The sequence below is a fragment of the Micromonospora sp. MGP-C2 genome (assembly GCF_057766525.1).
This window is the reverse complement of the sequence record NZ_JBYMEN010000002.1, coordinates 1852500-1878820: the sequence shown is the minus strand read 5'-3', so window position 1 is coordinate 1878820 and position 26321 is coordinate 1852500. Positions and strand designations below refer to the sequence as shown.

The 26321-nt window shown below is 67.1% G+C and carries 23 protein-coding genes; 10 read left to right on the top strand and 13 right to left on the bottom strand.

The features are described from left to right. Window positions 1-992: 992 nt before the first annotated feature. Both AC3CF1_RS08225 and AC3CF1_RS08220 read left to right on the top strand, forming a co-directional pair. Window positions 993-7685 carry a polymorphic toxin-type HINT domain-containing protein gene (locus tag AC3CF1_RS08225; protein WP_488449976.1) on the top strand — a complete coding sequence of 2231 codons (6693 nt, stop codon included), beginning with the start codon at window positions 993-995 and terminating at the stop codon, window positions 7683-7685. A gap of 9 nt (window positions 7686-7694) precedes the next feature. Further along, window positions 7695-8024, top strand: coding sequence for a hypothetical protein (locus AC3CF1_RS08220; protein ID WP_488449975.1), 330 nt, complete (start codon window positions 7695-7697; stop codon window positions 8022-8024). Between the two features lie 890 nt (window positions 8025-8914). Here AC3CF1_RS08220 and AC3CF1_RS08215 read toward each other — a convergent pair. Beyond that, entirely contained in the window at window positions 8915-9166 is a 252-nt protein-coding gene (locus AC3CF1_RS08215) for a hypothetical protein (RefSeq protein WP_488449974.1), read from the bottom strand. Between the two features lie 133 nt (window positions 9167-9299). After that, window positions 9300-9845 (bottom strand): hypothetical protein, encoded by a 546-nt coding sequence (locus AC3CF1_RS08210; protein WP_488449973.1) that lies wholly within the window; start codon window positions 9843-9845, stop codon window positions 9300-9302. Window positions 9846-10689: 844 nt separating this feature from the next. Between AC3CF1_RS08210 and AC3CF1_RS08205 the strand changes: the two genes are divergently transcribed. After that, window positions 10690-10947, top strand: coding sequence for a hypothetical protein (locus AC3CF1_RS08205; protein WP_488449972.1), 258 nt, complete (start codon window positions 10690-10692; stop codon window positions 10945-10947). On the opposite strand, the gene AC3CF1_RS08200 is transcribed toward AC3CF1_RS08205, so the two are convergent. Then, on the bottom strand, window positions 10931-12019 hold the full coding sequence (locus AC3CF1_RS08200; RefSeq protein ID WP_488449971.1) for an epoxide hydrolase family protein: 1089 nt from the start codon (window positions 12017-12019) through the stop codon (window positions 10931-10933). The genes AC3CF1_RS08205 and AC3CF1_RS08200 overlap by 17 nt on opposite strands. Before the next feature lie 685 nt (window positions 12020-12704). Continuing rightward, complete coding sequence (locus tag AC3CF1_RS08195) at window positions 12705-13382, bottom strand: HAD family hydrolase (protein ID WP_355159687.1); 678 nt, start codon at window positions 13380-13382, stop codon at window positions 12705-12707. A 340-nt stretch (window positions 13383-13722) separates the two neighbouring features. Here AC3CF1_RS08195 and AC3CF1_RS08190 point away from each other — a divergent pair, with 340 nt between their 5' ends. Together AC3CF1_RS08190 and AC3CF1_RS08185 are read left to right on the top strand one after the other, a co-directional pair. Beyond that, entirely contained in the window at window positions 13723-14406 is a 684-nt protein-coding gene (locus AC3CF1_RS08190) for a response regulator transcription factor (RefSeq protein WP_488449970.1), read from the top strand. Window positions 14407-14480: 74 nt separating this feature from the next. Next, window positions 14481-15839: a HAMP domain-containing sensor histidine kinase gene (locus AC3CF1_RS08185; RefSeq protein ID WP_488449969.1), complete on the top strand. Its 1359-nt coding sequence runs from the start codon at window positions 14481-14483 to the stop codon at window positions 15837-15839. Window positions 15840-15895: 56 nt separating this feature from the next. Here the strand turns inward: AC3CF1_RS08185 and AC3CF1_RS08180 are convergent, their stop codons facing one another. Further along, entirely contained in the window at window positions 15896-18043 is a 2148-nt protein-coding gene (locus AC3CF1_RS08180) for an MMPL family transporter (RefSeq protein ID WP_488449968.1), read from the bottom strand. A gap of 220 nt (window positions 18044-18263) precedes the next feature. On the opposite strand from AC3CF1_RS08180, the gene AC3CF1_RS08175 reads away from it, so the two are divergent. Together AC3CF1_RS08175 and AC3CF1_RS08170 are read left to right on the top strand one after the other, a co-directional pair. Continuing rightward, complete coding sequence (locus AC3CF1_RS08175) at window positions 18264-18935, top strand: nucleotidyltransferase domain-containing protein (protein WP_488449967.1); 672 nt, start codon at window positions 18264-18266, stop codon at window positions 18933-18935. After that, window positions 18935-19699 (top strand): nucleotidyltransferase domain-containing protein, encoded by a 765-nt coding sequence (locus tag AC3CF1_RS08170; protein WP_328533868.1) that lies wholly within the window; start codon window positions 18935-18937, stop codon window positions 19697-19699. The genes AC3CF1_RS08175 and AC3CF1_RS08170 overlap by 1 nt, the downstream gene beginning before the upstream one ends. A gap of 75 nt (window positions 19700-19774) precedes the next feature. On the opposite strand, the gene AC3CF1_RS08165 is transcribed toward AC3CF1_RS08170, so the two are convergent. The 7 genes from AC3CF1_RS08165 to AC3CF1_RS08135 all read right to left on the bottom strand — a co-directional run bounded on the left by AC3CF1_RS08165 (window position 19775) and on the right by AC3CF1_RS08135 (window position 23004). Further along, entirely contained in the window at window positions 19775-19963 is a 189-nt protein-coding gene (locus AC3CF1_RS08165; protein WP_354981018.1) for a hypothetical protein, read from the bottom strand. Window positions 19964-20026: 63 nt separating this feature from the next. Further along, window positions 20027-21115, bottom strand: coding sequence for an epoxide hydrolase family protein (locus AC3CF1_RS08160; RefSeq protein WP_328533870.1), 1089 nt, complete (start codon window positions 21113-21115; stop codon window positions 20027-20029). A 150-nt stretch (window positions 21116-21265) separates the two neighbouring features. Then, complete coding sequence (locus AC3CF1_RS08155; RefSeq protein ID WP_328533871.1) at window positions 21266-21451, bottom strand: MerR family transcriptional regulator; 186 nt, start codon at window positions 21449-21451, stop codon at window positions 21266-21268. Continuing rightward, window positions 21448-21627, bottom strand: coding sequence for a MerR family transcriptional regulator (locus AC3CF1_RS08150; RefSeq protein ID WP_354981017.1), 180 nt, complete (start codon window positions 21625-21627; stop codon window positions 21448-21450). Before AC3CF1_RS08150 ends, AC3CF1_RS08155 begins: the two co-directional genes overlap by 4 nt. A 52-nt stretch (window positions 21628-21679) precedes the next feature. Further along, complete coding sequence (locus AC3CF1_RS08145) at window positions 21680-21847, bottom strand: hypothetical protein (RefSeq protein WP_355159682.1); 168 nt, start codon at window positions 21845-21847, stop codon at window positions 21680-21682. Window positions 21848-22001: 154 nt separating this feature from the next. Next, the gene (locus tag AC3CF1_RS08140) at window positions 22002-22322 is read right to left on the bottom strand and encodes a hypothetical protein (RefSeq protein ID WP_328533873.1); all 321 of its coding nucleotides are present in this window, start codon (window positions 22320-22322) and stop codon (window positions 22002-22004) included. Between the two features lie 88 nt (window positions 22323-22410). After that, window positions 22411-23004 carry a substrate-binding domain-containing protein gene (locus AC3CF1_RS08135; RefSeq protein ID WP_328533874.1) on the bottom strand — a complete coding sequence of 198 codons (594 nt, stop codon included), beginning with the start codon at window positions 23002-23004 and terminating at the stop codon, window positions 22411-22413. Between the two features lie 106 nt (window positions 23005-23110). Here AC3CF1_RS08135 and AC3CF1_RS08130 point away from each other — a divergent pair, with 106 nt between their 5' ends. Genes AC3CF1_RS08130 through AC3CF1_RS08120 form a run of 3 tightly spaced genes read left to right on the top strand, consistent with a single transcriptional unit; the run spans window position 23111 to window position 25391 of the window. Then, the gene (locus AC3CF1_RS08130; protein ID WP_488449966.1) at window positions 23111-23368 is read left to right on the top strand and encodes a hypothetical protein; all 258 of its coding nucleotides are present in this window, start codon (window positions 23111-23113) and stop codon (window positions 23366-23368) included. Further along, complete coding sequence (locus AC3CF1_RS08125; RefSeq protein WP_328533876.1) at window positions 23365-24255, top strand: carbohydrate ABC transporter permease; 891 nt, start codon at window positions 23365-23367, stop codon at window positions 24253-24255. Before AC3CF1_RS08130 ends, AC3CF1_RS08125 begins: the two co-directional genes overlap by 4 nt. Further along, entirely contained in the window at window positions 24255-25391 is a 1137-nt protein-coding gene (locus AC3CF1_RS08120) for an alpha-L-fucosidase (RefSeq protein WP_328533877.1), read from the top strand. Before AC3CF1_RS08125 ends, AC3CF1_RS08120 begins: the two co-directional genes overlap by 1 nt. Window positions 25392-25714: 323 nt before the next feature. On the opposite strand, the gene AC3CF1_RS08115 is transcribed toward AC3CF1_RS08120, so the two are convergent. Further along, complete coding sequence (locus AC3CF1_RS08115) at window positions 25715-26260, bottom strand: TetR/AcrR family transcriptional regulator (protein ID WP_328533878.1); 546 nt, start codon at window positions 26258-26260, stop codon at window positions 25715-25717. Window positions 26261-26321 lie beyond the last annotated feature (61 nt).

The following is a 26321-nucleotide window of genomic DNA, read 5'->3' as shown; positions in this document are numbered from 1 at the left end:
CCGCACGTTGGGCAGGCCGGCCTGCGAGGTTAGTGCGTCAAGCCCTGGTAGGGGAAGTTCGTATACGTAGCCGTATGTTCCTGCTCCCCATTCCGGTCAGCCGGCCGTCAGCCATTGCCGTAGCTGCCGGGGGGCCTCCGATGGCCGTACCTCGGGCCAGCGTCCGCGATCTGGCGAGGAAACGACCTGCGGGACTATCCACCGCCGGTCGGCCGCGCAGCCCAATTACGAGCCGGGGATCGGGGGAGCAGGTGGGGAGCATCAGGGTGCACTGAACGGCCTTCAACTGCACCGAACTGCACCCGACGGCCCGCAACTGCACCCACCCCTGCCTGCGGCTCCACGTTTTCGCAGGTCAGAGTCGGTGAGGCGTCCTGTTTCACCGCGGAGTGCTCCGCGACTATGCGCAGCGGTCGACAACTTTCTATGTCGCCTGGCAGGGAGTGTGCGCAGGTCAAGGCGGTAAGGAGCCGTTGGTTGGCCTGGCCTTGCACCTGGGAGCAGATTGGGTGCAGGTTGGCGAAGTGGTCAGCGCGCCCGAAGTGCTCACCGATGCTGGGCAGGGTGGCGGGTGTTGACCTGCGGTGATGCGGTCGAGCGGTCCGGCGCGAGCTCCGGGAGAAGATCGAAGAGGTCAACCCTCGCTGCTCCTCATCTGGCCGGTGCCGGCTGTCGTCGTGGAGGCCTCAGGCGCCCGTTGAACACAGTCGGTCCCATCGACGTACCGCTCTGGGCCGTCCGTGCTGCTGTCGGTATGGATCCCGAAACCTGAGACTCAAATCCCACCGGCAACCTTCTGGTCAGGTCTTCTTGCTGCCTAACCTCTTCGGCGTCGCCGAAGTGGTGACTCGGCTGGGGATCGTGATCACCGTGGGTGCCGTCGAGCGGAGCTCTGTCCTGACACGCCTGCTTTGTGGTTGCAGGTTGTGATCATCTATTGACCTTCTGTTGGTTGGCCCCTAGTTTTCGATCACTCTGCTTCGGGGTTGGCGTTGGAGGACACTGTGGACGGTACGTTCGGGGCTTCTAGCGTTTTCCCCTTCTGGGTGCGGGTATTGCGGCGTGGCTCGCTGGCGGCGGTGATGCTGTTGGTGCTGACGTTGTTGCCATTCGTGCCTGCCTACGCTGCGCCAGCTTCGCCCGGTGCACCGAAGGACCGGTCGGTGCCGGTCAAGCCGCTCGGCAAGCGTAAGCCTGATGTGGCGCAGTCGGCGAAGGAGCTGTGGAAGCCGGGATCGGGTTCGTTGCCGGCTGGCGGCTCGGCAGTGGTGGAGGTCCTGGGGCAGGCAGCGGCGCGTACGTCCGCGATGCCCCGGGTGGGTGGGCTACCGGTTCGTGTAGCGGGCGACGCGTCTGCCTCACCTGACTCGCGAGGCGGGTCATCCTCGCCCGGGAGTGTCCGGGTCGAGGTGTTCGACAAGGCGAGAGCCGAGCGGGCGGATGTGCCGGTGCTGATGAGGATCGGCCGTGCGGACGGGCAGAACGCCGACGCTCGCGTGCGGGTGGAGGTCGACTACTCGGGACTTCGCGGTGCTTTCGGCGCCGCTTGGGCTTCACGACTGCAGTTGGTGCAGTTCACCGACTGTGAGGGGGAAAGCAACGAAGAGCCCTGTACGTCGACGACCGTTCTTGCTGGTGACAACGATGTAGAACGTGCTGTGGTGTCTGGCAGCGTGAAGCTGGACCAGAATGCGCCGACCGATGCGGCGTTGCGTACCGCGGCGGTTGAGGGCAGCTCCGCCGCGGGCGCTGTCGTGGCGCTGGTCGCGGGGACGTCGAGTCAGACGGGCACGTTCACCAGGACACCGCTGGCGTCGTCGTCTTCGTGGGCGGCAGGCTCGCAGTCGGGCGACTTCTCATGGTCCTACGACATGGAGGTTCCGCCGTCCGCCGGCGACCTGGATCCCGAGATCGGGCTGAACTACTCATCCGGGCGAGTGGATGGACAGACCAACGGCGAGAACACGCAGACGTCGTGGGTGGGGGAGGGCTGGGACTACCAGGCGGGTTACATCGAGCGGTTCTATCGCCCCTGCAAAGACGATCTAGAGACCTCGCCGACTTACTCCAACGCCACCTCTGACCTGTGTTACCGCGACCATAACGCCACCCTGGTGCTTGATGGTGAATCGACGGAACTGGTCCTCGACGACGCTAGCGGCACTTGGCGCAAGTCCGACGACGACGGCACCAGGGTCGAACTCCTGACCGGCGGACTGGACACCCGTAACTGGAATGACGAACGGTGGCGGCTGACCACGCCAGACGGAACCCGCTACACCTTCGGCTTGAACTGGATCGACAGCCGAGAGACCCACTCCGTGCAGGGCGTGCCGGTCTTCTCCAACCACGCGAACGAGCCGTGCTACAAGGCGACCGGGTTCACCGCATCGTGGTGCCCCATGGCCTACCGCTGGTACCTCGACCTGGTCGAGGAACCCACCGGGGACGTCATGTCGTTCTTCTACAGCAAGGAATTCAACACCACCGCGCGCGCCGGCAACGCCAGCACGGTGACCCAGTACGACCGGTCAGCCACATTGGCTCGAATCGAGTACGGCTCACGTGGGTTCCCGCAACCGGCCACCGCGGCGATGCAGGTCCTGTTCAACACCAAGGAACGCTGCTTGTCGTCCTGCTGGTCGGGCACCAACCCGGTGACGGCCAACTGGCCCGACACCCCCTGGGACCTCAAGTGCTCAGGCGCGCCCTGCAGCATCGCCTCACCGACGTTCTGGAGCGAGCGCCGGCTCGAGTCGATCGTGACTCAAGTCCGCACTGGTAGCTCGTACACCACGGTCGACACGTGGTCTCTGACGCACCAGTTCCCCTCCACCAACGAGAGCACGGCGCTCACCTCGCCGAGCCTGTGGTTGGCGTCAATCACGCGAACGGGCGGCCACGGCACGGCCACACAGTCACTGCCGTCGGTGACGTTCGGCGGTTCCCGATACGCCAACCGCACCGACCACAACGTTGCTGCGGGTGTGCCACTGACAAACAAGTACCGAGTCACCAGGGTCGCGACCGAGACGGGCGGTCAGATCGACGTCACGTATGAGGGGTCGGACTGCACGGCGACCAGCCTGCCAGCCGATCCGGCGACGAATACCAAGCGGTGCTTTCCCCAGTACTACACCCCGCCGGACAACGTCGCTGGCTGGGCGTGGTGGAACAAGTACCGGGTGACTCAGGTGGTTGAGAAGGACCTTGTCGGCGGGTCACCGGACATGGTCACCTCCTACGCCTATGCCACCTCCACACCGACCGGCGGCTCATCGAGCGCGGTCCTGTGGCACCACAACGACAATGCCTGGACCGCACAGTTGCCACACCGGTCCTGGTCCGACTTCCGCGGCTGGCCAGTAGTCACCGTCACCGAGGGCGCCGCGGGTGGCACCCAGTCGCAAACCCGCTACGTCTACTTCACCGGCATGCACGGTGACCGCACGGACGCGGGCGAGAACACCCGCTCCGTGTCGATCACGGCGTCGGACGGCTACCCGGTGGCCGACTACGACAGCTACGCGGGCATGCTCCGCGAGGAGATCCACTACGCCTCCCCGGGTGGGCAGGCCCTTGTCCGCAAGATTCATGGTCCGTGGCGGCACCGCACCGCCCTTCGGGTGGAACCGCCGGGGTACGCGCAACCCTCAACCTTCGAGGCATGGTTTGCCGAGTCCCGTGTCCTGCACACCTACGAGTGGATCGCCGCGACCGGCATCTGGCGCCAATCAGAGCTGTACCACAACTACGACACGACCTACGGCAGCGTCACGACGACCACCGACAACGGCGACACGAACCGCTACGGCGACGAAACCTGCACCACCTACACCTACGCCCGCAACGTCACGCCGACGACGTTTATGGTCGACTACCCGGCCGAGGAACTCGTCAGCGACTGCACCGCATCGCCGGGGCCCGCCAACATCCTCGGCGGCACCCGCACCTTCTACGACGGATCAACCAACCCAGGGGCACCTCCGAGCCTGGGTTTGGAAACCCGCGTCGACGAACTGGCGTCCTACACGTCGTCCACACCTAACTGGCTCACCACCGAGACCAGCACCTACGACGCGCACGGCCGCATCCGCACCGCCACCGACGCACTCGGCTACACCACCACCACGACTTACACTCCGGCGGCCGGGAGCCCGGTGACGGCAGTCACGGAGACCAACGCCGCCGAACACTCGACCACCGACACCCTCAACCTGCGCGGGCTCCCCGTCACCTCGACCGACCCGAACAACAAGATCACCACAGCCCAGTACGACCTGCTCGGCAGACTCACCAAGACCTGGCTGCCCGGCCGCTCCACCACCGCTAATCCCAACAGCGAATATATCTACACCGTGACCAAGGCCGCGCCATCGACAGTGCAGACCAAGGCCCTCGGCCCCACCGATAAACAGATCAGCTCCGTCGAGATCTACGACGGCTTCCTCCGCCAGCGGCAAACTCAGACCACAGCGCCGGACGGGAAACGCGTCATCGCTGACGTTCGCTATGACTCCCGCGGCCTACTCGTGCAGGAATCGGCCTTCTACAACGATGCCAGCGCGCCCACTGGCACCCTGGTGACCTTCGCTGACGCCAACGTGCCCACCCAGCGTCGCTACACCTTCAACGGAGCCGGGGAACTCACCCGAGACGCCCTCTGGTCGATGAACGCGGAAAAGTGGAACACCACCATCGCCCATGACGGTGACCGCGTCACCATCGATCCACCGGCCGGCGGTATCCCCACCACCCGCTTCGAAGACGCCAACGGGAACACCACGCGCCTGCTACAGCACCTAGGTCAGGCACCGAGTGGTGCAGCGGACGAAACAAAGTACTACTACGACCCACTCGGCCGACTCGATTTCGTCATCGACCCGGTCTTCAACGGCTGGCTTTACACCTACGACCTCCGTGGTCGCCTCATCCACACCAACGACCCTGACACCGGTCAGAGCACCTACGGCTACGACGACCGCGACCAGCTCACCACCACCACCGACGGCCGCGGTGAGGTCCTGTACCGCGACTTCGACGCTCTCGGAAGGATCACCGAACTCCGCGACGACACCGAAACCGGCCCGCTGCGCGCGTCCTGGACCTACGACACCCTCGCCAAGGGCTTCCCCACCTCATCCACGCGCCATCACAGCACCGGCGACTACACCCAACAGGTCACCGGCTACACCGACCTGTACCAGCCCACCGGCCGCACCAACACCATCCCCGCCAGCCAAGGACTACTCGGCGGCACCTACGCCACCGGCTTCGGCTACCACCCCGACGGCACCCCCGCCACCACGACCCTGCCCGCGAAGGGCGGACTCCCCGCCGAAACCGTCACCTCCACCTACACCGACCACGGCTACCTCGCCGGCGTCACCGGCCTCGACACCTACCTCGCCAGCGCCCAGTACTACTGGCACGGCGGCGTCAAGCAACAGATCCTCGGCTCGGGAACGAAGCGCGCCCGCCTCACCACCACCATCGAAGACTCCACCGGGCGACTCACCAAGTACGGCGTCGAAACCGAGAACCCCACCACCCCTGACACCTGGAACGAGAAACTCACCGAGCGATACACCTACGACGACAACAGCAACATCACCGGCATCGCCGAGACCAGCGGCGCCACAACCGCCGCCAACCAATGCTTCGGCTACGACTACCTGCAGCGACTCACCGAAGCCTGGACCACCGCCGCCGCGACCTGCCAAAGCACACCCAGCCAGACCATCGTCGGCGGTGCGGATGCCTACTGGCGCTCCTACACCTACGACCAGACCGGCAACCGGCTCAGCGACACCCGACACAGCGCATCTGGCGACACCACCCGCAGCTACACCTACGGCAGCGCCACTCAGTACATCCCACACGCCCTCACCGGCATCACCACCAACGGCGGTGGGCCCACCACCACCTCCACATACGACAACGGTGGATACCTCAAAACCCGCACCAGCACCGGCAAACCCAACCAAACCCTCAACTACGACGCCGAAGGGCACCTCGCCACCCTCACCAACGGCGCCACCACCCACAGCTACGTCTACGACCCCGAAGGCAACCGCCTCATCGCCGACAACCCCGGCACACAAAAAACGCTCTACCTGGGCGACACCGAATACCACCAAAGCAGCACCGGCCAAGTCACCGCCACCCGCTACTACCCCAACGCCGTGCGCACCACCACCGGCGGCCTGACCTGGATGGCCGCGAACCACCACGGCACCACCGAACTCGCCATCAACGCCACCACGCTCACCGCCACCCGCCGCCGACTCACCCCCTTCGGCGAAGACCGCAGCGCGACACCACCGTCCTGGCCCGACAACAAAGGCATCGTCGGCGGCACCAACGACCCCACCGGATACACCCACCTCGGCGCCCGCGAATACGACCCCACCACCGGACGCTTCCTCTCCCCCGACCCCCTCATCGACTTCGGCGACCCACAAACACTGCACGGCTACGCCTACGCCAACAACAGCCCCATCACCTACTCCGACCCCGACGGACTCGCGCATATTTCTCACAACGGAGGCGGCATCCGCGGCGGCGGGGCGGCTCTCGGCAGTGGCGGGTCCTCCCTCGGGAAAGTGCTGGCGAAGTTGTTTGGTAAGGGCTCTAAGAAGAAGCCCCCAAAAAAGGCGCCATGGGCAAAGCAGACGAAACAAACCGGCGCTAAGCGCATGAACGACCGCAATGAGATGGCCGACGTCAAGAAAGCCATCCGCAACAACCCAAACAAGAACAGGGCCACCAAACCTAAGGCCAAGCCCAAGACCGCCCCAAAGCCCCGCCCCAAGCCCACCACCAAACCCAAGGGCAACCGCAGCAAGCCCAGACCCGCCGCAAAACCAAAGCCCAGACCCGCCAGCAAGAAACAAGCCCCGCCGAAGACGAAGTGCGAAACTCACAGCTTCGCACCGACAACCCCCGTCCTTACCGCCGACGGCACCTCCCGCCCGATCAGCACCATCACCACAGGCGACAAGGTCCTCGCCTACGACCCGGAGACAGGCACAACCACCGCCCAACCCGTCGAGGCAGTCCACGTCAACAAGGACACGGAGCTGACCACCCTCAGCATCCGAACCGCGGACGGCACCTTCGCAACCATCGAAACGACTCAACATCACCCCATATGGAGCGAAACCCGCCAAGAATGGGTCAACGCTGAGGACCTTCAAGCAACCGAAAGACTCCGAACGGCCTCGGGTGAAGTCGCAGCCGTCGCAGGAGTCCACAACTTCACCGGCGCTGCGACGATGCGCGATCTCACCGTCGCCACCATCCACACGTACTATGTGATCGCTGGCACAACGCCAGTACTCGTGCACAACTGCGGCAACCGAACTCACGACAAGGCTCGGGGCGCTGAAGGTGTCGACGAAATGACGGCCACGTTTGAGCGGTTCCATAATCGAACGGACATATATAGCGAGACGCACGGCAATGGTTTTGAATTCTGGACGCCTTATGGTCGGCGGCAAGTTGACATCGCCATCAAGAACGACAGAGGCGGACTTGATCTATACGAGGTGAAGGTTAATAAATCGAATTACACGAGAGGGCAGCGAAGGAAGGACGAATGGCTAAAGAAGACTTATGGCTTCGAGACGGAAGTCGTCCGCCGCGGTACAAAATGCCCAGTTTGTTCGCCGAAATTCCCCTAGGATGGTGTCGTGAGTAGCGACTTTGGCTTCTGGAAGCACGGCGCGGGTGACCCTGAAGAGATCTTCGACAAGCTTGCTGAGGGTGACACTAGCGACCTGACTTCAAGCTTGGACGTAAAACGGTTTCGGGAAGGGCTGCTTGCTCGCTGGCCGGACATGGAGGAGGTATTAGAGCCCTCGAATTTCGACTTGGAAGATAGTCCTGACGACGCGCTGAAATATGTGCTCCTGACTCTGTCTATTCGCCAGCTCGACTATCTGCCAGAGGTTCTATCTATGGCGAAGCAAAACGCTCTCGTCGGATTTAGCGGCGTCGCTGGCGAGCCCATCCATGCCTAATCTAGGCAGTGGCTGCTGTGACTCGAAGATCGGGGTCATTCGTTGCGGTTCTTCTCAGGTGAGTTCAAAGTTGGCATCGTCCGAGGCTTGCCGCATTGGCCGCTGCGAGTGAAGAGGGATTGACGTTGGTGGGCTGCGCTCGGGCACGTATGCCGTTAGCGCGCGGCCCGGCTTCGGCCGGGCCGCCTTGGCACCTGCGGTCGTGCCGACCCGGCTGTCGGATCAGCATCTCGGCGCGGGTTGCTGACAAGGTGAACGCCGACACTGTCTAACGGGCTCTGCCTGGTTCTACACCGGAGATCGCGTCGTATGTGCCGCTTACCGGCAGATGGCCGAGGCCGAGGCCGATGTCACCTTCGTCGGGGAGCCGCGGACCGCGCCCTACGGCCGGGTCCCGGTCTTCCTCGACATCGCCGCCAACCGGTGGGACCTGCTTGGGGTCAGCTGACGTCGCACCTGCCAACTGAGGCGCCAAGGTCACGGATCCTGATCGGCCGCGGGCCGAGTGGTTTTGCCGATGACAGCGCTAGCGGAGGTGTTGTACCTCCATTGGCGCCGTGATCGCGAAGTCCTGTCTGTCGCTTCAACTAGAGCGGTCCCTCGCTGCTGCAGTCCGACTCGCGTGGCCCATTCGGTGAGGGTGTCGAAGAATCCGACTAGGTCCCGTTGCAGGCCGTTGAGCAGCCCGGGTAGCGCACGGTGTGGCAGATCGACGTGGACGCCGGCCCATCGGCCGCGATTGCGGTTCGGGCCGCCGTCCTGCCACACCCGCAGACCGTCGCCGACGATCTCGACCTCGGGACCCGGGTCATGTCCCAGCCACGGCGAGTCGCCGATCAACACCTGCGCCCAGTCGCGCTAGTCCTCCGGCCCGGCACAGCAGCCCGGCGTCACCACCGTCCCGACGGTGCTGTCGCGCACCTGCAGGCCGCCGGCAGCAATGAGAAGTCTTCAGCCAGCAGCGCGTTCATGACCTCATCGCGACCGCCTGGAGGCTGCACCTCGATCCGATCGGCGGGCGCGGGCACGACCTGGTCGTCGGCGCAGTTGGCGTAGAGCACTAACCACGAACCGGGCACCATCGCTGCCACCGGCCACGGCGAGCCGTCGGTGACCAGGGGAACCTCGATGGCCGCTTCCATCGTGATCACCACGGCATTCAACCCGATGCCACGGGCATGCGTCAGGCTCTTTTGGACGCCCAAAGATGCCTGAGCGAGCGTGCGTCGAACGATTGGTCTTGACCTTCGACGCGATGCTGGCGGTGCTCGGCGATCAGGTGCTGTAGAGCCCGTCCCACGGTTCGGTGAATCCGAGGCGGTCTGGGTGCAACTCGACCCAGTTGCCTCGCTCAGGGTCAGACTCGTCGATCAAGCCGAACGTGACACCGTCGTGGACCACGCGAAACAGTTGGATGGCGATGTCGCCGTACTGCCGTTCAGGTAGCTGATCGAGCAGGCCAGCCAAGCGGGCCTCGGCTTGGTCAGCAAGCCCACCTCGTAGGTGCGGAGCGGTGGCCACCAGCGAGATGTCAGACCTGCGGTGGCGGCCGTCCGCGTCGAACAGGTGCAGGTAGGCGTACCAGCGGCTCCGTTCCCGGTCCGGATCCGGGTCGTTGTCGCGATGCGCGCCGTGTATACCCGCGTAGAACTGACCGTCGGCGTATCGCCCTACCCTGTCGGTGCGGTAGTCCGGTTCACGCGCTATCGGAACTAGATCAGGTAGCGGCATGCCGGCGACGATACCTCCGACGGCCGCGCTCGTCTGGCTCCGCCGGCCACGCGCGGTCGGCGCCGCACTCGTCAGCCGGAACTGACCCACCGGCATCCGTAGCCGGGTGCGGCTGGCGCGTTCGGATGGTTAGTCGGCGCGGTCCAGCGTGACGGCGCTGTGCGCGGGGGTGCTCGCCCACAGTGCTTGCAAGGTGGGGTAGCGCTGCACCTCCGACTCTGCTTCACCAATCGCATGGTCTCGCTCCGGGCCGGGCGGACTGAAGTCGAAGCCGGTGTCCTGAACGTCGAGCTTGTGAGGTCGGCGAGCGCGGGTGCGTCCGGGAATATCAGATCCAGGCTCACCTGCCAGATTTCGGGCTGGTACCAGTCGGTCTCGGTCCAAGTTCCCCGCACGTCGACGGCGAACTGTCGGGTGAAGCTCAGGCTGGGAAGCCAATCGTGCCAGCTGTACCGGCCCCACTGAACAATGAAGCCGTCGGCGTCGCTGTCCGGCCCTGGCGCCAGGCCGTCGACCGGCTGGGCAAGGAACTCGCGGAACGCCTTCCACGCCGTCTCGACGTTGTTCACCCGGTCCGGAGTCAGGCCGTGTAGGCGTAGCAGCCCGACCAGCTCTTCCGGCGACTCGCGCCACGTGACACCCACGGTCCAGCCCTTCCCACCCGGAACCCATCCACCCGCCCGATCAGGTGTGGACATCCACCCGCGCGTTCAGGCCGACGAATCTTTGCTGGCCCCGTCGATCACAAGATCCGCGACGTTCACGCCGGACACGACAACTGCGCCGTTTGGCCGGCGGTCGCCTTGGGATTATGGGACATCGTCGCCTGTCATGCATCACGGCAGCGCCGCCATTGAAGCGCTGGACCTGCAGCCTGACGGACCCCCGGATGTGGGGGCATCCGCTGTCGTGTCCCTGTGGTGGAGTGCGTGCCATGGGTGTGCTGTACGACTACTTCCGGGCCAACGACGACGCTGCGGCTGTCAGGTTGATGAAGGATTACGAGGGCGGACCGTTCGCTGCCAGCCGCGGCGGCATAGCTGTGGATGCGGTTGACCTGAAGTGCATCGAGCCGACGGTGACCCTCGGCAAGCATCGCAAGTTGGAACACGAACCGGCCGAGCACCGACGCCACCGCCTCGCCCAGCAGGCCCCAACGACAGGCCGCTCCTGGATTACCGCAGCGCGCTGAAGAAGGCGCGCAGGTCGGCTGCGAGCAGGTCGGGCTCTTCCTGGGCGAAGAAGTGGCCGCCGATCCTGGGCTCGTGCCAGTGGGTGAGGTTGGCGTAGGTGCGTTCGGCGAACGACCGGGGCAGGCCGGCGTCCTCCACGCTGACCGTGATACCGGCGGGTACGGCGACCATTGGCAGATGTGGGGCCAGGTGGTCGTCACGGTAGGGCCGGAAGGACGTGCCGATGCAGTTGGTGACCCAGTACAGCATCACGGTGGTCAGCAGCTCGTCGAAGCCGAACCGGCGGGAGATGTCGCCGCCACAGTCGCTCCAGCGCTGGTACTTCTCGATGATCCATGCGGCCAGTCCGGACGGCGAGTCGCTCAGCGCGGCCGCAAGGGTGTCGGGCCGTGTTTCCTGGAGGATTCCGTAGCCCCAGTCATCTTGGGCCTTCGCGTCGAGCATGGCGATGAACGCCTCCTCGGCTGGGCTGAGGTCGCCCCTGCGGTCCGCTGGCGGGAACTTGATGTGCTGCGAGAAGACCCCGATGACCCGATCTGGGTGGCGGGCGCCGAGCCACGTCGACACGCCGGACCCGATATCGCCACCGTAGGCGCCGAAGCGGTCGTAGCCCAAACGGGTCATCAGCTCAGCCCACACGTCCGCGACAGCCGCCTCGGTCGTCGGGCCCTCGGCGAGTGGACCGGAGAAGACGAAACCGGGCAGGCTCGGTATGACGAGGTCGAAGTCTGCGAGCCGGGACACCAGGGGCAGCATCTCCGTGTACGTGCTGGGCCAGCCGTGGGTCAGGGTCAGCGCCGTGGCGTCGGGCGATGCCGAGCGAACATGAACGAAGTGGACCGGTGTGCCTCGGACCGTGGTGACGAACTGAGGGTACTGATTGAGGGCACGCTCGACCGCACGCCAGTCGAATCCATCGAGCCAGTACCGCACCAGACCTGCCAGGTACCCAGGGTCGGTGCCGGCGGCCCACGGCTCTCCTGGGGCGGCTGGCGCGAGCCTTGTCCGGGAAAGCCGAGCTCGCAGGTCGTCCAGGACGGCTTCGGGCACATCGATGTGGAAGGGCGTCACCCGATCATGATTCCATCGCAAGGAGTCGCTCGGCAGCCGCCCGAATGGGCAGGCTGGTGGCCTTTTTGCTTGTGTACAGCAACGGAGCCAGTGACCGAGTGAATCGCCGAGGCGTGAGGACGCTCGGGGGACCGTCACGGCTGGAGTGGGTCAGCCTTCCGGGTGCCCGTCATAGACGTAGATGAAAGCAAGCCGCGCTCAGGCTCCAGAGGCGACGAGCGGTCCCGCCCGCTTGATCCTCTGCGCGACGATCTCGGTTTCGACGCGGTGCACGCCGGGGAGCGCGCCGTACCGGTGCAGGTGGTCGCCGTGGGCGAGGCGCCGTGACAGCGCATCCTCTGTGATGACCTCTTTGCCGGACCCGAAGAGGTCACCACCGCAGCTAGGTTTGCGTGAGCTTCAGAGTTGCGCCGAGCGTCAACGGCGGTGGGGCAAAGGATCGTGTCGCCCCTCGGACACCAGATATTTGCTCCACGGTGCGTGCTGAGATCGACTGCAGCGCGCACCGTTTGCGTTCCAGGCTGGTAGCTCAGCCGGAGACCGAGTTGCCGATAGACCTCGGCCGGGTCGGCATCGCGGAGCACGGCGGTGATGAGGCAGTAGAACGGCGGCCGCACATGTCGAGTTGAGTCCGGCGACCCGGCAACCACCGACACACTGAACGGGCGTCTGCGCCGGTTCCCGCTCACCGGAAACTGCCGACGCGCCGGGCCAGTCCCGCCAAGACCGCGTCCAGGGACAGCTCCGCGGCACTGGGCAGCAGCAGGTCCGCGGCCGTGAAGTGGGCGCCGTCCGCATGTGGGTTCGGCACTGCCACGCACCGCAGCCCGGCCGCGTGCGCCGCCGCCATGCCGTGCGCGGTGTCCTCGAATGCGACCGCCTCCTCCGCCGGCAGCCCGAGCCGGTCCAGGGCCAGCAGATACACGGCCGGATCCGGCTTGTGCGCGTCCACCTCCTCCCCGGTCGCCAGCACCTCGAACCGCGCCCGCAGCCCGGCCCGATCGAGCATTGCCCTCACGTGGGTGACCGGTGAACTGCTCGCCACAGCGAGCCGCAGCCCCAGCTCCGCAGCCCGGTCCAGCCAGCCGACGATGCCCGGTGCCGGCTCCAGCGCCGCGTTCAGTTGCGCCCGATACGCCATCCGCAGCGCGTGACTGGACTCGCGGTCGTAGGCCGGTCCGACCGTTGCGGCGAGCGCGGCGTAACGCGGCTCGTTCGCGTCGCCGCCATGGTCGGCGAAGAAGCCGGCCGGATCGAGTTCGAGGCCATGCCGTCGCCACTCCCAACGCCAGCTCTCCAGCAGCGTCGTCTCCGTGTCCATCAGCAGGCCGTCGAAGTCGAAGATGAGCGCCTTGACCGTCATCGCTGCAGTATCCCAATCCAGCCTCCGCGGCCAGCGCCTGCCGCAGTCAGGCAACGCGGTGAGCTCTAGTCAAAGCACATGACCGGCCCGGAGCAGCGCATCCTTCGTGGCGACCTCTTCGGCACACCCGAAGGCATCGACCTTCGAACGTTCAGGTCATCCCCCCCCCCCCCCCCCCCGGGGAGGCACGCTCGCTCATGCCGAGAACGGTCCACCTGATCATGGCGATGGGATGCTGCGGTCCATCGTGCGCCCGACCTTTTAATCCTGGCCTCAGGTTGATCGGGGAAACTGAGCGGCAAAAGCATCGATTGGAAGGGGGCGCGTCGGCGTGCGGATCATGATCGCGGATGACGACGCGGCCATCCGTGAGTCGCTGGAGCGGGTTCTCCAGGTCGAGGGTTACGACACCAGCACCGTCGCCAACGGTCTCGCCGTGCTCGACGGGGTCGGTGGGGCCGGCAGTGACACGCCGGATCTGCTGATCCTTGACGTGATGATGCCCCGCCTCGGCGGGTTGGAGACCTGCCGGCGGTTGCGCGCGGCGGGTCGGGATCTGCCGGTGCTGATGCTGACCGCTCGTGACCAGGTCTCGGACCGGGTCGCAGGGCTGGACGCGGGCGCCGACGACTACCTGCCCAAGCCGTTCGCCACCGAGGAGTTGCTGGCCCGGGTGCGGGCCTTGCTGCGCCGGCGCACGCCGGGCGACGGGGAGTCGCAGGTCCTGTTGTTCGCCGACGTCCGGCTCGATCCCGACAGGTTCGAGGCGTGGCGAGGCGGGCGGCCGCTCCGCCTGACCCGGACCGAGTTCTCCCTCCTGGAGGTCCTCGTGCGTAACGCGACCCGGGTGTTGACCCGCGACGCGCTGTTCGAGGCGATCTGGGGCTTCGACATGAGCGCCACCGCCAACAACCTCCAGGTGTACGTGAGCTACCTGCGCCGCAAGATGGAGGCCGAGGGTGAGCCGCGATTGATCTACACGCTGCGCGGCCTGGGATACACGTTGCGGGAGAGTCCTCCGTGAGCAGGCCCACCGGCCGGAAACCGCGCCGGCTGAGCCGATGGTGGCGCCGGCGGTCACTGCGGACCAGGCTGACGGTGATCGCGGCGACGGCCATCGCGGTCAGCGTGTTCATGGCCTTCCAGGTGGCCAGCGAGCTGCTGGACTGGGAGCTGCGGGACACCGCCGAGGATCAGCTGCGCGCCGACTCCCGCGTCCTGGCGACGGACGCGGAGCGCGCCGGTCTGGCGCAGGTCCAGCTACCGCCGTATCCCGGATCCGTTCGACTGGTGCGGGTCATCCTGCCCGACGGCTCGACCCGGACGCCGGCCGGCCAACCCGCGCTGCCCCCGGTCAGCGAGCGCGCTGGGCGCGTGGCGCAGGGCGCGTCGGCCGACCTGATGGAGTCGAACGACATCGACGAGGACGGCTACCTCATCTACACGCTGCGGGCGGGCGACGGCGCGGTCCAGGTGGCCCGCGTCGCCAACGACAGCCCGATCAACCGGTTCGGGTTCGGCATGCTGCTGATCGGGCTGCTCTGCGTGGTCGGCGGCGCCCTTGTCGGGCGGACCGTGGCGCGGACCGGGCTGGCACCGATCGACCGGCTGACCGCCGCCGCGGTACGCGTCGCGCACACCCAGGATCTCGACGCCGACATCCCGGATGAAGGCGGCGGGGAGATCCGGCGGCTGATCCAGTCGATCAACGACATGCTCGCCGCGCTCCGGGACTCCCGGCGGGCCCAGCGGCTGCTCGCCGAAGACGCCGCCCACGAGCTCAAGACCCCGCTCACCAGCCTGCGCCTCAACGCCGAACTGCTGATCCGGCTCGATCGCCGCGGCACCCTGGACAGCGCGCTGCCGGCGGAGAGCCGGACCCGGCTGCTCAACGACCTCGGCGCCCAGGTAGCCGAGTTGAGCACCCTCGCCGCCGAACTGACCGACCTGGCGCGCGGTGACGTCACCGACGAGAGCACCGACCTGCTCGACCTCGCCGACGTGGTGGTGGCCGCCGCGACCCGGGCGCGTTCCCGCGTGCCCGACATTGAGGTCGCGCTCGACGTCACCTCGATGTGGGTGAGCGGGCGTCCCGCTGCGCTCCAACGGGCGGTGCTCAACCTCATCGACAACGCCGGCAAGTGGTCCCCCGCGGAAGAGCCGGTCCAGGTCCGGCTCCGTGCCGAGGGCGCGTCGGCGGTGCTCGAGGTCGATGACGCCGGGCCGGGCATCGACGCCGTCGACGTACCGCGGGTGTTCGACCGGTTCTACCGTGCCGAAAGCGCCCGGGCGTTGCCAGGATCCGGTCTGGGGCTGTCGATCGTTCAGCGGGTCGTCGACGCCCACGGCGGCCGGGCCACCGTCGCCCGCTCCGCACGCGGTGGCGCGCTGCTTCGGGTCGACCTTCCGGCCGCGGCCCCGCCCGGTCGAATCACGCGGTCCACCGTCGGATCATGAAAAAGATCCGGGACGGGCCTGAGGCTCCGTCCCGGATCTCGCCCGTGCCGCCGCGCTCACCGTCGCAGCGCGGGCTCCTCGTCGTCGGCGAGCGGCTGTTGCCCGTCCGGCGGCTCCACCGGTCGGGACAGCCGGCTCGGCCACCACATCCGCCGGCCGATCAGCAGGGTGAGGGCGGGCACCAGGACCGATCGCACCAGCAGGGCGTCGAGCAGCACGCCGAAGGCGACCAGGAACCCGACCTCGATCAGCATCACCAGCGGAAGTGAGACGAGGACCGCGAACGTGGCCGCCAGGACCAGGCCTGCCGAGGTGATGACGCCACCGGTGGCGGAGAGGGCTTTGAGCATGCCCTCTCTGGTGCCGAGACGCCCGGCCTCCTCCCGGGCACGGCTGGCCAGGAAGATGTTGTAGTCGACGCCGAGCGCCACCAGGAACAGGAACGCCAGCAGCGGCACCGAATAGTCGATGCCCTTGAACCCGAGGATCGTGTCGAAGACGAACACGCTGCCGCCGAAGGCTGCGGCGAATGAGACGACCACGGTGGCCATCAGGACCAACGGGGCCACGACCGCGCGCAGCAGCAGCCCGAGCACGATCAGGACGACGGCGAGCACCAGCGGGATCACCAGCTTCTCGTCGCGGCTGGTGGTCACCTCGGTGTCGAGGTTCTCCGCACTCGGCCCGCCGACGATCGCCTCCGCCCCGCTCACCGCGTGTACGGCGGTGCGCACCCGCTTGATCGTGTCGTACTCCGCGACGGTGTCCGGCGCGTCCGTCGGGAACACGGAGATGTCGGCCCAGCCACCCTTGGTCTGATCCGGGATGGCCATGGCCACACCTCGGGTGCCCTTGACGATGTCGAGCACCCGATCCTGGTACGCCGGCCGCGTGAAGATCGTCATCGGCTGGCCGCCGAGCTCCGGGAAGTGCTGGCGGAGAACGGTGAAGCCGGTCACCGACTCCGGCGCGGACAGGAACTGGTCCTGCTCCCGCAGTGCGCCGGTATTGCCCGCCAGCCCGAGGGCGAGCACGCCGAGGACTCCGAGCGAGCCGAGCGTCGCCACCCACCGGCGGCGGCTGATGGCGGTGCCAAGCCGTCCCCACAGCCCCTGCTTCTGCTCCACGGTCGTGCTGAACCGCGGGATGGCCGGCCAGAAGATTCGCCTGCCGAGCACCACGAGCACCGCCGGGAACAGCGTCAGCATGGCCACCAGCGCGCACAGAATGCCGGCCGCACCGATCGGGCCCAACCCGCTGGTGCTGTTCAGGTCCGCGACGAGCAGGCAGAGCAGGCCAGCGACCACGGTGGCCGCGGACGCGACGGTCGCCGGCGCCGCGCCGCGCAACGCGTGGACCATCGCAACCCGGACGTTCTCGTGGTGGTGCAGTGCCTCCCGATATCGAGCGATGAGCAACAGCGCGTAGTCCGTGCCGACGCCGAATACCAGGATCGTCAGCAGCGCCGAGTTCTGGTCGTTGACCACGATGCCGAAGCCCTTGACCAGCAGGTAGACGGTCGCCATCGCGGTCAGTGCGGCCGCGCTCACGACCACCAGCGGGATGAACCACAACACCGGGCTGCGGTAGGTGAGGATGAGTAGGAGCGTTACGACGACGACGGTGGTGAGGAAAACCTGCAGGTCGATGCCGTCGAAGACGGCGTCCATGTCGCCGTCGACCGCGGCCGGGCCGGTCACGTCGAGTTTCAGGCCGGCGGGGCGGTCCTTCGCGGCGTCACGCAAAGGCCCGACGAGGGCCTCCGGTGCGCCGTAGGTCGTGCTCACGTCGAGGGTGAACATCATCGCCTTGCCGTTGGTGGAGAGTCTTGTCGGTGGGCCCTCGTCGTCCTCGCCGGCCGGGGCCGCCACCTTCGGCGGGTACCGCTTGGCAAGGGTGTTGTAGTGGCGCTCGGCCGTCGCTCGGTCGGCGTCGGTCATGCCGCCGGCGCGGTGGTACACGAACACGAACGCGTTGTCCTCACCGCCGGGGAGACTGTCCTCCAGCACCGCCACCTTGGTGGACTCGGCACCGGCCGGCAGGGTGTCCACGGCTCTGTCGGTAGTGACCGAGCTCAGCTTTCCGCTCAACGGCACCATCACCGCCGCCAGCGCCACCCACAGGCCGATCACCAACCACGGCACCCACCGGCCTGCTAACCGACCGGCCGGCGCTTCCCCGGACGGCGCTGCGTTGACTGCCATCACTAGCCTCCTACGGACGGGTCACATCGCTTATCTGATGCCGACTTCATACCGAGCGAATCTGAGGCGACTGTTAGAACGGCGCTCAGGCCGGTTGGCCGAACCAGGTGCCCAGCTCACGCATCACCGTGGTGGCGTCGTCGAAGAGCCGAACCTCACGGACGCGGAGTGCTCGAAAAGGGTGACGTGTGCAGGGCGGTGATTGGGTAGCGTCCCGGGCGTGATCGAGCTTGTCGAGCGGCATACGGTTCTCGCCGTTGTGGTCGGGTCGCGGGCGTACGGGCTGCATGGCCTGGCCTCCGACTACGACCGGCGTGGTGTGTATGTGGCGCCCACACGGGCGTTCTGGCACCTCGACAAGCCGCCCACGCACCTCGACGGTCCGGCGGTGGAGCAGTTCTCCTGGGAGTTCGAACGCTTCTGCGTCCTGGCCCTGCAGGGCAACCCGACAGTCCTGGAGGTGCTCTGGTCTCCGCTGGTCGAGACGATCACCGTCGACGGGGAGTGGTTGCTGGCGGCACGGCAGGCGTTCCTGTCGAGGCGGGTGGCGGAGACCTACGGCAACTACGCCCGGGATCAGCTCAACCGAGTGGCGGCCCGCCGCGAGCGCACCGGCGAGACGAATCACAAGCAGGCCATGCATATGATCCGGCTGCTGGTCGCCGGGGCGCATGTGCTTCGGACCGGGGAGGTGCTGGTCGACGTTCGTCACCTGCGCGACCGGCTGCTCGCGGTGCGGCGCGGCGAGCTGCCCTGGGATGAGGTCGCCGCTTGGACGGCGGATCTACTGGTCGAGCTCGCCGACGCGACCGCAAGCACCGTGTTGCCTGATCAGCCCGAGCGGGCTGACGTGGATCGGCTGCTCACGGCCGTACGGGAAAGGAACCTGTAGTGACCACCGAGGTGCCGCCGTGGGCCGCCGAGGCAGCCTGCACCCTGCCTCGTCCGCTGCTGTTCGCCACCGTCAGCGGTGCGCATCTGTACGGATTCGCATCCATCGACTCCGATCTGGATCTGCGGGCCGTGCACTTGCTCCCGGCTGAGGAGGTCGTCGGGTTGCGCACCGGTCCGCAGACGTTGCAGCACATGAGCGTGCGCGACGGTGTCGAGTTGGACGTGGTCAGCCACGATCTGCTGAAGTTCGTCAAGCTGTTGAACAGCCGCAACGGGTACGTCCTGGAGCAGCTGTTGTCACCGCTGGTGGTTGTGACCACCGCGGTGCACGCCGAACTCATTACCTTGGCCCCGCGGCTGGTCACCCGTCACCATGCGCACCACTACCTCGGATTCGCGGCCACCCAGGAAAAGTTGTACGCCAAAACCGGGCAGCTCAAGCCTGCGCTGTACACGCTGCGGGTCCTGCTCACCGGGATCCACCTGATGCGGACCGGCCGCGTAGAGACGAACCTTGCCGTGCTCGGAACGAGGTTGTCGTACGTACCGGATCTCATTGCCGCCAAACGGGAGGCCGAGCATGGCCCGCTCCCCGCGGGCGTTGCAGGGTGGCTCGCCACCGACGTGTCGCGGCTGCGCGCCGAGTTGGAGACGGCCCGGGACAGCTCGGCGCTGCCCGAGCACGTAGACCCGGCAGTCGTGGACGCCCTGCACGACCTGGTGGTGCGCACCCGACTGCATGGCTTCCAGCCAGCGTCGTGAGTCAGCGGACTGAGGTCCGCCGCAGGCCCGTCATCTGAGACACCGATCCCACGGGCAACGTCCTGAGCAGGCCCTTCAGGCTAGCAGCACCACCTCCGCCAGGAACGACACGTTGCCGAGAACCTGCGTTGCGATGGGGATGCCGAGGTTCGCCGAGTTTACGTACCCGGCGGCCATGCCCCAGATCGGTCGTTCGCCGGGCTTGCGACCGAACAGCCAGCTCGCGCCGACCCAGCCGAACCCGACGACCGCGGCCGTGCTCACACGAACCGGCCGAGCACCGCCGCCGCCTCGCCCAGCAGGTCCCAACGACAGGCCGCTCCTGGATTACCGCAGCGCGCTGAAGAAGGCGCGCAGGTCGGCAGCGAGCAGGTCGGGCTCTTCCTGGGCGAAGAAGTGGCCGCCGACCCTGGGCTCGTGCCAGTGGGTGAGGTTGGCGTAGGTGCGTTCGGCGAACGACCGGGGCAGGCCGGCGTCCTCCACGCTGACCGTGATACCGGCGGGTACGGCGACCATTGGCAGATGTGGGGCCAGGCGGTCGTCACGGTAGGGCCGGAAGGACGTGCCGATGCAGTTGGTGACCCAGTACAGCATCACGGTGGTCAGCAGCTCGTCGAAGCCGAACCGGCGGGAGATGTCGCCGCCACAGTCGCTCCAGCGCTGGTACTTCTCGATGATCCATGCGGCCAGTCCGGACGGCGAGTCGCTCAGCGCGGCCGCAAGGGTGTCGGGCCGTGTTTCCTGGAGGATTCCGTAGCCCCAGTCATCCTGGGCCTTCGCGTCGAGCATGGCGATGAACGCCTCCTCGGCTGGGCTGAGGTCGCCCCTGCGGTCCGCTGGCGGGAACTTGATGTGCTGCGAGAAGACCCCGATGACCCGATCTGGGTGGCGGGCGCCGAGCCACGTCGACACGCCGGACCCGATATCGCCACCGTAGGCGCCGAAGCGGTCGTAGCCCAAACGGGTCATCAGCTCAGCCCACACGTCCGCGACAGCCGCCTCGGTCGTCGGGCCCTCGGCGAGTGGACCGGAGAAGACGAAACCGGGCAGGCTCGGTATGACAAGGTCGAAGTCTGCGAGCCGGGACACCAGGGGCAGCATCTCCGCGTACGTGCTGGGCCAGCCATGGGTCAGGATCAGCGCCGTGGCGTCGGGCGATGCCGAGCGAACATGAACGAAGTGGACCGGCGTGCCTCGGACCGTGGTGACGAACTGAGGGTACCGATTGAGGGCACGCTCGACCGTGCGCCAGTCGAATCCATCGAGCCAGTACCGCACCAGACCTGCCAGGTACCCAGGGTCGGTGCCGGCGGCCCACGGCTCTCCTGGGGCGGCTGGCGCGAGCCTTGTCCGCGAAAGCCGAGCTCGCAGGTCGTCCAGGACGGCTTCGGGCACATCGATGTGGAAGGGCGTCACCCGATCATGATTCCATCGCAAGGAGTCACTCGGCAGCCGCCCGAATGGGCAGGCTGGTGGCCTTTCTGCTTGTGTACAGCAACGGAGTCAGTGACCGAGTGAATCGCCGAGGCGTGCGGACGCTCGGGGGACCGTCACGGCTGGAGTGGGTCAGCCTTCCGGGTGCCCGTCGTAGACGCAGATCTTGTGCTCGGTGGTCTCCAGCGCCAGCCTGAGCTCACGGATCTGCCGCGTGATCCGGTCGTGCTGGTCGCGCATGATGCGTCGGCGTTCCGTGACGGTGCTCGGGCCCTGCTCGACGAGCGAGATGTAGCGCTTGAGGTCGGTCGTGGTCATGCCGGACAGGCGCATCCGGGTGAGGAAGACGAGGCGGCGCAGGTCGGATGCGGACGGAGTACTCGCGGTACCTGGGCGTTGCGGGCGGGCCGCAGGAGTCGTTCCTGCTCGTAGTAGCGGAGGGCGTGCGTCGACAGGCCGACAAGCCGGGCCGCCTCGGCGACAGTCCTGGGCACGGTCGAGGCGTCGATGGTGGCGAGGCCGCCCGCAGCGGCCGAATGGAAACCGTCAGTTTTGCTGGTTAACGCCGGGGAGACTGTCCTCCAGCACCGCCACCTTGGTGGACTCGGCACCGGCCGGCAGGGTGTCCACGGCTCTGTCGGTAGTGACCGAGCTCAGCTTTGCGCTCAACGGCACCATCACCGCCGCCAGCGCCACCCACAGGCCGATCACCAACCACGGCACCCACCGGCCTGCCAACCGACCGGCCGGTGCTTCCCCGGACGGCGCTGCGTTGACTGCCATCACTAGCCTCCTACGGACGGGTCACATCGCTTATCTGATGCCGACTTCCTACCGAGCGAATCTGAGACGACTGTTAGAACGGCGCTCAGGCCGGTTGGCCGACCCAGGTGCCCAGCGCACGCACCACCGTGGTGGCATCGAGGTCCTGCGCGGTAGGCAAGGCCCAGGCGACGTCGACGGCCTGCATTCCTTCCTCATGGACAGGTTCAGCGGACGCCGCGAGATCGTCGGGTTCCGCAGCTCCGTCACCTATCAACACGCCCGAAAGCAGGTCATCGAACCGCTTGACCCGTAACGCACGGCCGCAGGGTCGGGACAGTGCGGGTGTCGCCTTCGGGTTCGACCGGGTGGACGGGATACGCCACTTCTTGCGCAGGAACACGCCTTGCGGGCCGGCGGTACGCATCAACCGCCCGACCCGCTTGTGCCTGCTCGGCGCTGTGGCCGGAGGACTGGTGACCGGATCGGCGACGTTGGGTCAACGGGCCGGCCGCCTAGCGGAGCGGGTGCGGTGCCAGCAGTGCCGAGCTGCGCACCACGGCTTCCGACGGCAACACCCGGGTGACCGGCGCTGTGGCGGCCGGAACCCGTGAACGCCTGTCACCTGACGCGAGATGGTCGACCAGCGTGTCGACCGCCGCAGCGGCCAGCTCCCGCAGCGGCCAGTGCACGGTGGTGAGCTCGCCGATCCCGTACTCGCCGAGCTGGTAGCCGCCGAAGCCGATCACCGAGATGTCGTCGGGCACGGCGAGGCCCTTCTCGGCGCAAGCCTGAAGGGCGCCGATGGCGAGCAGGTCGTCGGCACAGAAGAACGCGCCGAGATCCCGATGACGGGCCAGGGCGCTGCGGGTGGCGGCCATCCCCGCATGCGGCAGCCACGACTCCGCCTCGATCAACTCGATCCGGCCCGGAAAGAGTTCCTCGGCCACGTCGAGGCGTTCGGTGCGGTAGACCGGCCCCACGAGTACGCCCAGACGCCTGTCGCCGGCGATCCGCAGCCGGGACAGCACGTCCCGTACGCCGGGCTTCTCGTCCGCGTGCACGTGCGCGATCCCGGCCCGCTGCTCCGGCGGTGAGTCGAGCGACATCCAGACGACGGGTACGTGGACCGTTCGCTGTACGAGGCCGCGGAGATGGACGGAGCCGGCGCGGTGCGCAAGTTCTTCCACGTCACCCCTGCCCGGCGTACGGCTCATGCTGAACCTCGTCGCCGTCCTCGTGATGATCGGCTCGATGAAGGTGTTCAGTGAGGTCTTCCTGCTGACCAACGGCACCGGTGGCATCGGCGGCGACTCGTCGACGCTGACCATGTACATCCGCGACGTCGGTATCGCCGACAGCACCTACGGCTCCCTCGGCCTCGGCAGCGCCGCCTCTGTGGTGCTGTTCCTCCTCACCGTGGGCCTGGTGCTGCTGAGCCAGCGCATCAACCGGAAGGCGGAGGAGCAGTGAGCACGACCGTACGCTCGACGACCGCGCAGGGGGCGGCGTCCGTACCCCGTCCGGCCCGCAACCGCAAGCCCGCCCGTCCGGCAGTGGGGCGCTACGTCGGCCTGGTCGTCGTCCTCGTGGTGCTCGTGGGTCCGCTCGTCGTGCCGCTGCTCGGAGCGTTCAAGGGTCCGGACGAGGCCATGTTCGGTCCGGACGCCACGGTGTGGCCGCAGCAGTGGAGCCTCGACGCCTTCCGCGACCTGATGCAGCAAACCGACGTTCTGCGGGCCTTCGGGAACTCCCTCGTCGTCTGCTCCCTCATCGTCGTCAGCCGGATCATCTTGTCGACCATGGGCGGCTACATCCTGTCGCGCCGAGGTTGGAAGGGCCGCAACCTCGTGACGGTCATCGTGCTGTCGGCCCTGATCTTCCCGTTCGAGGCGATCATGGTCTCGCTGTTCGCGCAGGTACGCGATCTCGGGTACTACAACAGCCTGATCGGTGTGTGGCTGCCGCTCATGCTGGAGGCGTTCCACATCCTGCTGATGCGCGCGGCGTTCCTCGGTGTCCCCGACGAACTCGAGAACGCGGCACTGCTCGACGGCGCGAGCGAGTGGCAGCGCTTCTGGCACATCTTCCTTCCGCAGGTCAAGGGCGCGTTGGTCATCGTCGGGCTGACCTCCTTCATCTTCGCCTGGGAGGACTACCTGTGGCCGGTCATCGTGCTGCGTGACGACAGCAAGTTCACGGTCATGCTCGCCATCACGCAGCTGGAGAGTGCCTTCGGCTTCGACTACCGGGTGGTGCTCGCCGGCGCCATCGTGGCCTTCCTGCCATTGCTGCTCATCTTCTTCCTGGCCCAGAAGTACTTCTTCCGGGGCATCGAAGAGGGAGGACTGAAATTCTGATGACGCACCCGACGAACGGCACCGCCGACGGCCCGGCCGACTTCACGCCGGACGCGCTGGAGGCAGCGGGCGCGTTGACGGCCGTCCCGGACCCCGGCTACCAGTGGCCGTCCGACCCGCGTACCCGCGCTGCCTTGGAACACTGGCGCGACATCAAGGTCGGCGTGATCATCCACTGGGGCATCTACAGCGCGATCGGCCAGAGTGGATCCTGGTCGCTGCACCGCGAGCGGTTGGGCGAGTTCACCGACCCGACCACCGACTGGACGGGAACCGACGCCGAGTACCACACCTGGTACAACCGCCAGGCCGAGACGTTCCGAGGCGAGGACTACGACCCCGCTGCCTGGGCGCGAATGTGCGCCGACGCGGGACTGCGCTATCTGGTTCTCACGACGAAACACCACGACGGATTTGCCCTGTACGACACCGACCAGTCGAACTTCAAGTCCACCGCCGAGGACTCCGGTCTCCGGCGGGACATCGTCGCCGAGACCTTCGACGCTTTCCGTGGATGGGTGCGCGAGCCAGACGAGCCGATCGGGATCGATGCGATCGCCGAGCGCGCCCGGGAACTCCAGCCGGACATCCTCGTGGTCGACCGCGAGGTCCACGGCCCGAACGAGAACTACCGCACGCCCGAGCAGCAGCTGCCCGACGAGCGGCTGGACCACCCGTGGGAATCCTGCATCACCATGACCCGATCCTGGTGCTCGGAGGTCCCCGACGATCCCGCGAAGCCGATCGGCGAGATCGCCGCCACTCTGGTGCGCATCGTCGCTCGCGGTGGCAACTACCTCATCGGTGTCGGCCCGGACGCCACCGGCCGGATCTCCCGCCACGTGATCGAGCGGATGCGTGAGCTCGGCGAGGTCCTGCGGGAGGCCGGTCACGCGATCTACGGTTCCCGGCCCGCCGATCCGGGTCTGACGGCCTCCGGCACGCTGGAGTGGCACCTCACCTCACCGTCGGGGAGGCCGGAGGTGGTGCATGCGATCGGTCTGTACGCGGACGGCGTGGCGGTCCCCAGCACCCTGCGTGTCACCGGGAACGGGCACGACGTCACGGTGCAGGTTCCGGCCGGGCCCAACCCCCACGTCGTGGTGGTCGAGATCCCCTCCGGATCAGAAGGATAGGGTCACGACCCGCCGGCTCACCGCTGCGCTGACCTCGCCGACACGGTGCTCTCCCAGTTGATCCGGGACCGGCTGCGCAACCCGGATCAACTGATCGGCACAGTCCTACTGCGCGACGACGCAGCACAGACGCCGCTCCCGCCAGGGGTCGTGGTCGGTGCGTCCTACCAGTCTGGCCTGACGTCGTATCACCTGTGTCCGGCTGCGATCGCGGACCCGGATGATCCCGCGCTCAACGTCGTGGCAGATCACAGCCCCATCTCGGTCCGGCTGAGCGGCCGGTCATGCCGGCCTCAGCCGCAGCCGGTCCGAGCGCCCGACCTTCACGCCGGACTGCAGAACACGCCGTCCAGCAGCAGGTCCACCGAACGTTCGGCTGCAACGCCGGCCTCGGCCGCGCCGTGCACCATCGCGAACAACAACGCCAGGTCGGCCGGTGCGAGGTCGGCGCGTACGTGCCCGCCGGCCTGCGCGCGGCGCAGCGGCCCGGTGAGCGCGGCGATGACTCGGTGCTGGAGGCGGTCCCGGCTGCCCTGTTCAAGTTTGAGGGCGAGCGGCACGAGCGAGCGCATCGCAACCTGCGTGCCCAGCGCCTCCAGCAGCAGCGCGCGGAACGCCGCCGGATGATCGACGGTCGCTGCGACGATCTCGAGCCGGTCGACCTGGTAGGTGACCACCGCCTCGGCGAGGGCGCGCCGGTCAGGAAAGTGCCGGTAGATGGTGGCCTGTCCCACGCCCGCCCGGCGGGCGATCTCGGGCATCGGCGGCCCCGAACGGACGCCGGTCATCAGGTCGCTGGCGGCCTGGACGATGGCGGCACGGTTACGCAGGGCATCTCGGCGACGTGACGGCGGCGACCCGTACAGCACCAACATGCTCCTCGAAGCGGCTCATGTTACCGAACGGTAATGATGATGTCACACGATCTGG